Source organism: Pleurocapsa sp. FMAR1 (assembly GCF_963665995.1).
Classification (GTDB): Bacteria; Cyanobacteriota; Cyanobacteriia; order Cyanobacteriales; family Xenococcaceae; genus Waterburya.
The window spans coordinates 4,484,752-4,497,392 of the sequence record NZ_OY762512.1 but is presented as its reverse complement, the minus strand read 5'-3'; the positions used below and the strand labels follow the sequence as shown (position 1 = coordinate 4,497,392).

Annotated in this window: 9 protein-coding genes and 1 pseudogene; 5 read left to right on the top strand and 5 right to left on the bottom strand. The window is 38.4% G+C overall.

Annotation, left to right across the window (positions count from 1 at the left end):
- Positions 1-125 precede the first annotated feature (125 nt).
- From SLP02_RS21900 to SLP02_RS21890, 3 genes are all read right to left on the bottom strand, one after another.
- On the bottom strand, positions 126-524 hold the full coding sequence (locus tag SLP02_RS21900; RefSeq protein ID WP_319422841.1) for a helix-turn-helix domain-containing protein: 399 nt from the start codon (positions 522-524) through the stop codon (positions 126-128).
- Positions 508-807 carry a type II toxin-antitoxin system HigB family toxin gene (locus SLP02_RS21895; RefSeq protein ID WP_319422840.1) on the bottom strand — a complete coding sequence of 100 codons (300 nt, stop codon included), beginning with the start codon at positions 805-807 and terminating at the stop codon, positions 508-510. The genes SLP02_RS21900 and SLP02_RS21895 overlap by 17 nt, the downstream gene beginning before the upstream one ends.
- Positions 808-965: 158 nt before the next feature.
- Positions 966-2,540, bottom strand: a complete 1,575-nt coding sequence (locus tag SLP02_RS21890) for a DUF1565 domain-containing protein (protein WP_319422839.1) — start codon at positions 2,538-2,540, stop codon at positions 966-968.
- Between the two features lie 197 nt (positions 2,541-2,737).
- Here SLP02_RS21890 and SLP02_RS21885 point away from each other — a divergent pair, with 197 nt between their 5' ends.
- Positions 2,738-3,472, top strand: coding sequence for a 2-phosphosulfolactate phosphatase family protein (locus tag SLP02_RS21885; RefSeq protein WP_319422838.1), 735 nt, complete (start codon positions 2,738-2,740; stop codon positions 3,470-3,472).
- Between the two features lie 122 nt (positions 3,473-3,594).
- On the opposite strand, the gene SLP02_RS21880 is transcribed toward SLP02_RS21885, so the two are convergent.
- On the bottom strand, positions 3,595-4,287 hold the full coding sequence (locus SLP02_RS21880) for a DUF4230 domain-containing protein (RefSeq protein ID WP_319422837.1): 693 nt from the start codon (positions 4,285-4,287) through the stop codon (positions 3,595-3,597).
- Between the two features lie 334 nt (positions 4,288-4,621).
- Here SLP02_RS21880 and SLP02_RS21875 point away from each other — a divergent pair, with 334 nt between their 5' ends.
- Positions 4,622-5,656 (top strand): ribonucleotide-diphosphate reductase subunit beta, encoded by a 1,035-nt coding sequence (locus SLP02_RS21875; RefSeq protein WP_413467414.1) that lies wholly within the window; start codon positions 4,622-4,624, stop codon positions 5,654-5,656.
- Between the two features lie 458 nt (positions 5,657-6,114).
- Entirely contained in the window at positions 6,115-8,292 is a 2,178-nt protein-coding gene (locus SLP02_RS21870) for a tetratricopeptide repeat protein (RefSeq protein ID WP_319422835.1), read from the top strand.
- A 169-nt stretch (positions 8,293-8,461) separates the two neighbouring features.
- On the opposite strand, the pseudogene SLP02_RS21860 reads toward SLP02_RS21870, so the two are convergent.
- Positions 8,462-9,990, bottom strand: a pseudogene (locus SLP02_RS21860) (M16 family metallopeptidase).
- 319 nt (positions 9,991-10,309) lie between these two features.
- Here SLP02_RS21860 and SLP02_RS21855 point away from each other — a divergent pair.
- Positions 10,310-10,948: a TetR/AcrR family transcriptional regulator gene (locus SLP02_RS21855; protein ID WP_319422832.1), complete on the top strand. Its 639-nt coding sequence runs from the start codon at positions 10,310-10,312 to the stop codon at positions 10,946-10,948.
- A gap of 130 nt (positions 10,949-11,078) precedes the next feature.
- Positions 11,079-12,611 (top strand): hypothetical protein, encoded by a 1,533-nt coding sequence (locus SLP02_RS21850; protein ID WP_319422831.1) that lies wholly within the window; start codon positions 11,079-11,081, stop codon positions 12,609-12,611.
- The last annotated feature ends 30 nt before the right edge of the window (positions 12,612-12,641 follow it).

Below are 12,641 nucleotides of genomic sequence, written 5' to 3'. Positions count from 1 at the left end.
AGAGCGATCGCACTTTAACAGAGTTTTCATCACATTCCCAAAATTATTTTACTATTTGGCATTTAAGTTTTTGAGGATTTTTTTTCGCCAAAAGTTCTTTAATTTCTGTGTGTCTTGGTATAGCTTCAAATAAATAATCCAACATCAACGGAGAAAAATTCAGCTAAAGCTTTTGCCTGGGCTTTACTAATACTGCGTTTGCCATTCACTACTTCAGACACTACTCCTCTTGAACCTATTACGCCGATTAGGTTTTCTTGTTTAAGATCACCTGATTCCATTAAATGTAGCAACATTGAATGAGGTGTACCTGATGGAATCGGATATTGCTCATCTTCAAATTTTTCAATCAAAGTAACCAATAATTCGAGGAGCGCATCTTCTTGGGGAGTGCGATCTGCTCTATATTCTAATTCTTGGGCTAAAGCAATAGCACGATCATTTTCTGCTTCTGTTTCGATTACTTTGGGTTGATACTTAGCTAATAACTGAGCATAAGATTCGGGATTAGTAGTAAGGGTCATTTTTCCATTTATCCTTATCGTATTCAGCGTGAGTCAAAATGTATTTGAGATAAATTCTCTGACTGTGGTAGATAATATCGACAATTAAACGGTAGCGATTACCTTTAATGTTAAAAACGGTAAAATTACCTACCGCTTCAGCATTTTTGTAGGTAGCTTGGACTTCGGTTAAATTTTTCCATTGGGCTTTGCTGGCGACTTTATACCAGTTATAAAGAGATTCACAGACATCAGCATGAGATTGGCAATAATCGCGGAGAATCTTTCGGCTGATGACACGCAAATTTATTTTATTTACTAAGAAAGGGTTATTTTTATATATTCTCCATTTGAGAACAAAATGTCAAGACTATTTTTGATTTGAGCTGGTGCGATCTCGCTTTCCCAATAATAGGCTTTAATATAATGAAGCGATCGCCTTTATTATTACTCAACTCAAATCTATTCCAAAAAATAGGTTGCTAAACCTATTTTTGCCAGCGATCGCTCTGCTTGTTTGGCTTTATCCCGATTATTAAACGCTCCTATTTGTAATAAAGATTGTCCCTCGAATACAGTCTCAAAAGCTTCGGGATAGAGCGATCGCACTTCGGTTTCTTCATGGCTATCTAAGGCTTCAACTAAAACTTTATATTTAACTGGGTTGCTATACGAACTACTGATTGTCGGCGGGAATGGTACTGGTTGAGGTTGAGCAGTTTCAGCAGTCGGCACAGAAGAAGCAGCAGTAAACACCAATTCTTTGTTGCCCGTATTTGGCTCAGTTACAGGAGGTGGTGCAGGTAAAGAAGGATTGGCGGTAGTACCTATTGTTGGAATAGGTAGAGGTGCAGGTGCGGATACAGGTGCAGGTGCGGATACAGGTACAGGTGCGGGTAGCTCTAACTGGGCAACAGAGGGTTTATCCGCACTAGGTAAGGGTGAAAGAGGAGATAAGTCTTGAGTTGAGTTACTAAGGGCGGTAAATTCGCCACTCTCAAAATTGATGTCACCTTCGGTTTGCCCACTGGTTTGTGTACCGACTGCTACAATCTCATTTTTAGTAGCGTTTTGAATGTCTAGTTTTCTATTGCTACGGAAAGCATTATTTCCAGGTTCAGAACTAGTACCTAAATCAACTTGAGAATCGGCGATCGCCGTTAAGCCAGAGTCCATAGAATTGATGATCTCATTATCTCGCAAGACAGCTTGAGAATTGCCTTCTAAAATAATACCAATTCGATTGCCGTCAAAGGTGTTTTTGGTTAGAGTAGCACCAGCATTCTGTACGACACTAACCGCAAAGCCTGTGTTTTTAAAAGTGTTATCTGTAACTTGCGGTTGAGAAGTGCCATAAACAAGTAAACCGTTGCCAGAATTATTATAAAAGTAATTATTGGCGATGACGGGAGAACTATTTCCGTTAACTGAAACTCCAGTATTACCATTGCGGGTAAAAGTATTGCTAACTATTTCTGGGCTAGAAGACTCAAGCCATAAACCATGTCCCCGCGACTGGATATTAGTTACAGTGACTCCTGTAATACCTGCTGCATCTTTTAAAGCTGCGATCGCTACATTCTGTCCTGCACCTGTAGGGCTAATAAAATAGCCACCGCCTTGAATAACAGTATTGTAGCCTTGGTTATCAGCATCACCTTTGAGAGTAATTTTAGCTTGAATAACTAAGGGAAAAGTTTCTCCTGTCTCTTGGCTATATGTCCCCGATGCCAGCTTAATCGTGCTGCCAGAAGTAGCTACTTTTAAGGCTTGAGTAATAGTTTTGAAGGGGGCGAATTTTTCACCTGTTTGCGAGTCATCTCCTGTTTTAGGATTAACGTAAATGATATTTTTGTCTAAAGCAGGTATTTGAGCAGTTACAACTTGAGCTAGACTTGGTTGAGCTTGCAGCACAACATTTACAGGCAAAGTAAAGGTCAATACCGCTAATATCCAAGTAAAACGTTTATTCTTGCTAAATTGCTTTAGTTTTCTCAAACTGTCTCGGTAACTTTTTTGGCGATCGCTGCTTTCCATAATCTAGCTCCTTAATAATGGATATTGCTTATGAGTTGAAGTATTAAAATAAATATGAGTGCTTATATCTGAGCAATAATAAATTGGCTTTTAGTAGTTTTGTTCAATTATTTAGTAATTTAAGACTGCACATAGTAAATAACGTATAATTGCCTAAGTTTAAATTTATTGACCCTACATATAATATTTGTCTGAGCGTGAAATTATTTGTTTATCATACTCCTGAAAGTACTCCTACCGACCTATTGCCAGACTGTGCCGTAGTTATTGACGTTTTACGAGCAACCACTACAATTGCCACTGCTCTTGATGCAGGTGCAGAGGCTGTCCAAGCATTTAGTAACATAGAAGAATTGAAGCGTCAATCTAATTCATGGTCAGCAGATAAGCGTTTACTAGCGGGTGAGCGTGGGGGGGAAATGGTAAAAGGCTTTGATATGGGCAATTCTCCTCTTGCCTGCACTCCTAAAGTGGTAAAAAATAAACGATTATTTCTCACCACTACCAACGGCACTCGTGCTTTGCAAAGGGTGGAACAAGTTCCCCAAGTGATTACCGCAGCCCAAATTAATCGTCAAGCAGCAGTTAATTATTTACTCGAAACTCAACCAGAAACAGTGTGGATGGTAGGTTCAGGCTGGCAGGGAGATTATTCTGTAGAAGATACAGCCTGCGCTGGAGCGATCGCTCAGTCGATTTTACAGCAAAGTGATGTATCTAAGCTTAAGCTATTTGGTAATGATGAAGTGATTGGCGCGATCGCACTTTACGCGCAATGGCAAGATAATCTGTTAAATCTTTTCCGTCTATGCAGTCATGGGCAGCGTCTTCTCAAGCTTGATGGAGACGAAGATCTTAGGTACTGTTCGCAAACCGATATTTTGGATGTTTTGCCAATTCAGAAAGAGCCAGGGGTTTTGGTTAAGCGTTAAAAATAGGTAATAGGTAATAAGTAAGTAGGTAGGACAAATTAATTAGAAGATAGTCTTAGTAAGTAAGTAGTAAGTAGGGAATAAAATCTTGCTTATTTGGTTTCATATTTAATTCTGCCTACTTACTTAAGTGTTCCACAAGAATCAGGCGGGGTTGTATTTATCTTTACTTTTTGATAACTATTAGTAGTACTGTTTAAGAGTTGAGTAATGCTAGTTTTTGCTCGCTCATTAGCCGTATTTAAAATCCCTTCATTACAGGCAGTGTCAACAATTTCTGTCAGGGTTTCTCTTTGCGCCAGCGTTTGTAGCTGCGGGGCAACATCGGGACCTAAATTAAGAAATCCGCGATCATAATCATAGACGCGAGAGTTGTTTACGTCGATTTTGCTATCTAATATTTTGGCTGGCGGTAAATCAATTTCAATAATATTATCGCTGATTTTAATATTGCTATCCGTAAGCTTGCTCAAATCAACTCCCGCTCTAATTTCTCCTCTGGCGATATACAATAAGCGGGTTGTCGCTAAGGGGATCTGTCCTAATTTGCGCTCGGCGGTGGCTGGCATAATAGTTTCCATTGTTTGTACAGTGGTGGTTAACTCTTGAATATTTCTAATCTGCTGCACAACTGTACTTGAGCTTTCAATCCTGGGTTGAACTGGCTGAAATTTAAACATATTGCCCATGAAATTTAAGGCGCGATCGCCTGTACGCCAAATACTCAATAAAATAAGTAAAATGGCTAGATTAATACCGCCAGCACTCCAAAATATTACACGCTGCCAAAATGGGTAGGATTTAGATGCTTTCATAAAATTTAAAATTACCAAAGTTCTGGGTTTAAAGCCTTGCCCTAAAGAGCAACTTCTTTAGTCGTTAGTTTTGTTGAAAACCGCCCGATGCGAGACTTATAATTAGATCCCCTTTGTGCGTAGTACTAATAACTAATAACTAGAATCACCGACCCTTTTAAGACGGTGAGCAGTCAAATACTATCTTAAATTTAGTACAAATATTCTGACATTTAACTTATAAGTAAAAATACTAGTGTTTTACGATAAATTTTGTTAGGCTATAACACCGTATATAGCGTTAAGCTTTAAATAAAATTTTATGACTTCATTCTTAGCCAAACCCGACGATGTTATGTCTTCTAACCGCATTTTTAATAAGAGTGGAGATGACAAGGTAGAAAATCGCTCCATTTGGTTTGGTAACACTACCAATTTAATGCAGCTAAATGATGTGCGTTATTCTTGGGCAATTGGCTTGTATCAACAGATGCGAGAGAACTTTTGGATTCCCCAAAAACTCGATCTTACTCAAGATGTAACCGATTATTGGAACCTGACTAGCAAAGAACGTCGTGCTTATGATGGTATTTTAAGCTATTTAACTTTCCTAGATTCAGTCCAAACCTGCAATATTCCCCACATCAAAAGTTGCGTCACTGCACCAGAAGTAAGCATTTGTATGGCAGAACAAATAGCTCAAGAGGGAATGCACAATCAAAGCTATCAGTACATTATTGAAACCGTAATTCCTAGCGATCGCCGTAGCACAGTATACGATTTTTGGCGCACGGACAAAATACTATCAGACCGTTGTGAATTTATCGCCTCTATTTATCAAAAATATGTCGATAATCCTACCCCAGAAAACTATTTTGTTTCGCTTTTAGCCGATTATCTGTTAGAGGGAATTTATTTTTATAACGGTTTTATTTACTTTTATAATCTGGCTTCACGAATGCTAATGCCAGGAAGTGCTGACATTTTTAAAATGATCAACCGTGATGAACTTTCTCATGTTCGACTTTATCAAAAACTACTTCCCGAAGCAATGCAGTTGTTTCCCCATTCAGTTGAACAAATCTACGAAATGTTTGACACGGCAGTACAGCATGAATGTCTTTGGACAAATCATATAGTCGGGGATAACGTTTTGGGCATTACAGAAGCGAGTACCGAACAATACACTAAGTATATGGCTAATATGCGTCTGCGATCGATTGGCTTAGAAGCTTTATATGTCGATGAACAATACAAGAAAAGTCCTTACCGACATCTAGAAAGATTTTCTGATACCAAAAAAGAAGGTCATACTAAAGCTAATTTTTTTGAGGCTGGGGTAACTAGCTATGTGATGTCCAGTGGAGTTGGTGGTTGGGACGAGATATAACTTAAATTTAATAAGTTCAGTTGTTTCATCTAGCGGAATAATGACCAAATGCGTAGCAATATTTGCTTAATAATAAGCAAATATAGATTTTATATTGAGTGTTAAGGCACTCTTTTTTTGTGTAAAAACACTAGGCAGTTATCAACGCGAGATAAATTCGTGCTTGCGCCCACTCAAATCTCAGAATTTAACAAATATAAGCCTATTTTTTCTTAAAAAAAATAAAATGTAAATACCTAACAAATTAAAGATTAAGTAAATTTTTTGATAATGGGTTTAAAATTTAGTAAACACCTATGTATAAATACTGATCTTTTTTTATTGTAAATATGAGATGGTCAAAAAAAAGTAATCTGTGACTTCGGAATACAGGCTGTTTGCAGTGGTAGGTTTTCCTTAGCATCAAATTGATCTAAGTAAAAATATTTATATACTATATATACTATTTTAATTTGCTAATGTTTAAGCTATTTCAAAACCTGCTTCCATCTGAAACTGGAAAAAAACAATCTGACTCAGCAGTTTCTTCAGACTTTAATGTTAATGATTCATGGTCAACACAAATTGCTCAGGCTGATCTTCTTTGGGAACAAGGCAAATTAAGCGAAGCTTTAGCAATCTACGGTTTAGCAATAGAACAATATCCTCATCTAATAGAGATTCAGCAACGTTTAGCAGAACGTTTAAAACAACAGGGAGATTTGGCAGTTGCCTATGAAAAACTAGCAACAGGGTTGAAAAATCATGGCAACGTCCAACAAGCAGCTAACTACTATCGTCAGGCTATTCATCTCAAAGCTTTGACGGAGAATACAAAAAAACAGCTATTTAGAGCGAACATAGCTAGTCTTCCTAGCTCTCCTATTCCCACTTCTACTCTCAAAGAAACAGCATTTTCTTTTCAGCCTCTAACTAAGATCAATTCTGCCTTAACCAAAACTTCTGACTCTCAACCGCCTCTTTCTAAAGTTGAAGTTGAGCTAAGTAATAATATATCTCCTTCTTTTTTAAAACCTCTCAAAACCATTAATCCACAGCAATCTAGGGACATTGACTGGGAAACAGCGCAGGTTTATCTCCAAAAAGCATTAGAACATTCAGAAAAGCAGGAATGGGAAGGTTCAGCACTAGCTTGTAAACAAGCAGTCCAAATTATGCCTAATATGGCAGAGGCTTACAAAGTTTGGGGCAATGCTTTACAAAGAATGGGCAAAACTGGGGAGGCGATGTCATGCTATGCCAAGGCGGTAGAGATAGAACCTAATCTAGCTGAAGTTTATGCTGGAATTGCCGATATTTATACTCAGCAAGAAAAATGGCACCAGGCAGTCAAACATTATCAAAAAGCTATCATCATTAGACCTAGTGCAACCATCTATCGCAACTTAGCTGAAGTTTGGCAGCAGTTGGGGAACTCTGATAAAGCTCAGTTAAATCTTTATCGAGCAAGAGAATTAGAAACAGTTTCTCAAGCAGCTAGTTCAGATTTAGACGATAAGGCTTTATTTGATGCAAAACCCTCAGTAGAAACATACTGTCTCCTCGCTGAAAAATTAGAGCAGCAAAATCAATGGAAACAGTCAGCATTATACTATCGAAAAGCTTTAGACTTAAGCATGGCTCAACCTGCACTACCAGCAGCTATGAAACCAAAACCAAGTCAGCCAAAGCTTTCTCAGCAAGAGTTAGAGATTACTCCGCCGTACAACGACGCGGTGAGAAAGGACGCTTCGTCCGCATCTGAGTCCGTTGCGAGTCAGCGCGTTGTGGAGGTTTCCCCCATTGCGAGACAGTCCGTTGCGCGGGTTTGCAAGGGGCTATCTGACGACGCAGGTTCGGCAGTTCATAAGCCACCCCGTCCCGTTATAGGAACTGTTGAACTCTTTAGCGGGTCTGACCGTTGGTCAAAACAATTAAAGCATGATTATCAGGAAACCAAAACTAATACTTCTACAACCCAGCTAGATAAGGCAATCGAACGCTATTATAAGCAATCTAAGCTGCAACCTAACTCCCCCAAAGTTCATACTGATTTGGGAAACCTGTATGGCAGAAAAAGAAAGTGGCAATATGCGATCGCCTGTTATCGTCAAGCTATAGACCTTAATCCTCAGTATTCTAAGGCTCATCTAAATCTAGCTAGAACCTTATTTAAAATAGGTAAGCAACAAGAATTTATCCAAGAAATGCAGTTGGCTTTGGCTCTTGAACCAGAAATCGGTACAGCTATGGATCGCTTTCATTTGGCCAATGCCTTAGCAGATAAGGGTCAATTACAACAGGCTCTAAGCTTTTATTATCAAGCGATCATCTTAAATCCTCTATTTTCTCAGTCTTATTATCGCCTGAGTGAAATTTTAAGTAATCAGGGCAAACATCAAGAGGCAATAGATTTTTTAAAGCTGGAAATTAGCAATAACCCCAACAATGCAGAGTCCTATTTTTGCTTAGGTCAACAGTTAGAATTAGTTGATAATTGGGACGGCGCAGTAAAAATTTATAGCAAATTGCTACAGATAGAAGCACAATACCCTGGTGCATCTGAAAAATTAAATCACGCTTTAGCCAATAAATTAAAGCTAAATTACAAATCCCCAGACAACCCTGCTAAAACAAGCTCATCCTTAAAAGAGTAAACTTCTGACAAAAAATAAGAACCTGATTAACTTGGTTATTGGTTGATTGTATTTTGCGATCGCTATTTGTTTAAAAACCTGACTAATTGGCGATCGCGATTGAAGAAAGAGATAGCTTCATTGCCTCGTTAGACTGTTAGCTAAAAGGCAATGAAGACGGTATACCTATTTAACTAGAGGCTAATAAACGTCCAATGGTGCGATTCTCGGCTGTGAAAGTAGTTTGAGCTACTCGCTGAATATCTTGGGGAGTGATTTGTTCTAATTTGGTTAGCTCATCAAAAATATTGCGCCAGCTACCTGTTTTAGCGTCGTATTCTGCCAATATACTTGCCATTCCCATATTAGAATCAAGAGTTCGCAACAAACCAGCCTTGAGTTGAGTTTTCACCTGTTCTAACTCCGCAGGTTTGACCGCTTCTGTTTTTAAACGTTCGATCTCGGCTTGCAAAGCAGTTGCTAATTGTTCAATGCTTGTACCTGGAGCAGTTAAGGCATAGACTAACATTAAATTAGGATATTTATCTCCAGGAAAACCATTAAAAACCCTTGTGCCGATAAAGCTACCTGTTTTTCTTCTACCAAAGACTTATAGAGACGAGAAGTTCTACCACTGCTAAGTAGTTCAGAAATAACTTCATACACTATATAGTCAGGATCATTTAAGGCGGGGATATGGTAGCCTTCTAAATACAAAGGCTGGGAAGGAAAATTAACGGTAACTTCTCTGGTTTGCTCTTGGGGAGGTTCAACTTTAGCTACTTTATTTGGTTGAGGCTTAGATTTGAAGCGTCCAAAATAAGTTTGAGCTAATTCTTTAACTTTAACAGGATCGACATCTCCAGCGATCGCCATAGTTAAATTTTTAGGTACATAGTAAGCCTGGAAAAACTTTTGAACATCCTCTCTACTCAAATTTTCGATGTCCTCTTGATAGCCAATTACGGGACGTTTATAAGGATGAATCGTGAAGGCAGTATCTAAAAATTCCTCGATCATCTTACCGATGGGGGAATTATCAGTGCGCAACCGTCTTTCCTCCAAAATTACCTGCTTTTCTTTATAAAATTCTCGGTATACGGGATCTAAAAATCTTTCTGATTCTAAAGACATCCATAGTTCTAGCTTATTAGCAGGGAAACTATAAAAATAAGTGGTACTGTCAGCCGAAGTCGCTGCATTTAAGCCTACTCCACCTGCTGTATCGACAATTTCGCCATATTCATTTTGCTTGACGTACTTACTGGCTTTTTCCTGAGTGACGATAAACTCATCTGTGAGTTTAGCTAACTTAGCATTATTTCCCGACTTTTGTGCCTGTTTGATGTCGGCAAATAAACGATCTAACTTATTTAATTCTTCAGCTTCAGCAGCGTAATTAGTTGTGCCAATCTTTTTAGTACCCTTAAATGCTAAATGTTCTAAAAAGTGAGCCACTCCCGTTTTACCATCAGGTTCATCAACACCACCAACATTAGCATAGGTGACAAAAGAAATAACTGGAGCTTCGTGGTTTTCTAAGACAATAAACTTTAAACCATTATCTAGGGTAAATTCCGTTATCTGTTCTATTACCCGATTCAGGTAAGGCTTAATTGAAGCACTTGATTTGCTTGCTTGGGGTGCAGCCAAAGCAGACATCCCCGCAAAATTCCAGAACAATAAAGCGATTAAGCATACGCTTATACGAGTCGCCATTAGACTCACCCATCGCCCTTTTATATAGTTACAAAAGTAATCTAAATGGGCAAAAAATCGATTTAATCTGCTTAATTTCATCCAATATACCCAAAAGTGTCTCAATTTAGCTATGTACAATCTTACTGCGGTTATATTTTACTTGGATTTTAATGCTTACTGTCTCTGTTAAGAATTTAGTAAATAATGCTTGATTGCAATCAAAGAAAATTATTGTGGAATATTAAGCAATTCCACTGAAAATATAAGCTAAAACTAGATATTTGCAATATTGCTATATTATTAAGCCCATCACAGTTACTAATCAATCACAATTACTATGCCAGTTTTTTCTCAGCAAACCTGGAAGATGCGTCAAACTCCTGCTACAGAGAAGGACACCCGCACTAAAATTTTACAGGCTGCACTAAAACTATTTGCTCGTCAAGGCTATGATGGCACAACCACTAAAGATTTAGCCAAGTCAGCACAAGTAGCTGAGGGAACTGTGTTTCGTCACTTTACTAACAAAAAAGCAATTTTAATTGAAGTGGCTACTGCGGGATGGGTTGACATTCTGACAGATTTACTAATGGAACTTAGCGAAATGGGTAGCTATAAAGCAGTATCGCAAGTGATGCGTCGTAGAATGCTGAATATGCGTAAAAATAGCGATTTGATGCGAGTTTGCTTCATTGAGGCTCAATATCATCCAGAATTAAGAGAGAGTATTCAAGCAGAAGTAATTGACAAGATGACCGATGTGGCAGAAGCTTTTTTTGAAACCGCGATGGAAAAGGGAATTTATCGTCAGATGAATCCTAAAATAGTTGCCAAGGTATTTTTAGGTATATTTGCGATCGCTGGTTTTTCTGAAGAAACAATTCTTGACCCTGATTCATCACCTCAAGCTATGCAGGAAATGGCTGAAGGGATTTCTGATATCTTTTTACGGGGAGTCTTAAACATTGAGCATTGAGCATTGAACATTTATCAAAAAATGAAAATATAGCTTGCTATTTAATCTTTGCTTTATAAAAGCTTAAAGCTAAGAAAATTATTACATTACCCTAAGTGCCGTACTTGAAATGAGTAATGAACAATGAACAATGAACAATGATCGATGGTCAATGTTAAATGAAATGACTATCGTCACTAGATTACCTAAAAGAAGAACTAGAAAATATCGACCTAATCTCTGGTTTGAGAGGTTAATGGCTTTAGTGGCTGTAATTAACATAACCATTGTGGCTTTCGATCTTAGCTATATTCCTTTAAGAGATTTTTGGCTATCTGGTCAAGTTACATTGGGCGGTATTAAGACGGCTTACATCAAATACGATGGCATAAAGTTAGATCTGATTCCTGCGAATATATCTGCATTTATTACTCGCTATGATGCCATTAAGGGCATAATTTCTAACCGAGACACCCAAGAGTATTTAGCCAAGGTAGAGCAGTTAAGAAAAGAATTAGCTGTCAATAGCGTTGATTCTCCTGTTGTCAAAAATCTTTTCGGAGATCTCCGTCGTCGCAGTATTGAAATTATTCAAACCAATGCCTTTTCTGAGGCAAACAAAACAGGGAATTTAGAACGGATTAAAAATAGAATGCGATCGCATCTTCCTAGCCGAGATAATTCAGCTAAGGCAGCATTTTGGCGATATTGGACTCCCAATAATTTTCAGGGCAAAGTCACTGAGGAACTAAACTTTTTTGATAGCGAAATCAAACCTTTAATGGCGACTAACTACTATCGCGCTGTTGGCGATAATGGTGGCTATATAGATTATTTTGGCGTGATTGATTTCCCTTTTGGGGTACTTTTTGCCCTAGAATTTTTGGGACGCACTTGGTTTATTAGCCGTCGTCGAGTGGGTGTAAGCTGGCTAGATGCTATGCTTTGGCGTTGGTATGATATATTTTTTCTGCTTCCCTTTTGGCGTTGGCTGCGGGTCATTCCCGTTACGGTTCGTTTAAGTCAGGCACAAATTATTAACCTTAATTCTATTCAGAAACAGTTAAGCCAAGGATTAGTAGCAGGCATAGCCGAAGACGTGACAGAAGTAGTAATTATTCGCCTAATCAATCAAACACAAGCTTCAATTCGTAACGGTGGTCTTAGCAGATTGCTATCTCAACAAACAGCTAACCCCTACATTGACATCAATGACACTAATGAAACCGCAGAAATTATCAGGATCTTAGCAAAAGTCTTTGCCGATCGCGTATTACCTGCCATTCAACCAGAAGCAGAAACTCTACTAAAATACAGCATCGATAAAGCTTTAAGACAAAGCCCAGCATACCAAGGCATCAAAATGCTTCCTGGAGGCGATCGCACTATGACTACCCTCAGTCATCAGCTAGTCTCCCAAATCTACAGCGCCTTTAGCAGTACCTTACAAGCAGCACTGGCAGAAGATGAACAGTTTGACCGTTTACTAGAAACTCTGGTAGATAACATCGGTAAATCGGTTTCTAGTGAGCTACAGGCACAACAAAGCATGAACAAAATTGAGCTTTTACTAATAGACTTACTAGAAGAAATCAAAATTAATTATGTTGAACGCCTATCTCAAGAAGATATTGAAGATATTCTCGAACAAACCCGAAGTTTACGTAATATAGCTCATAAATAACGCTTAATGTAAATTATCTTCCGTTCAAAC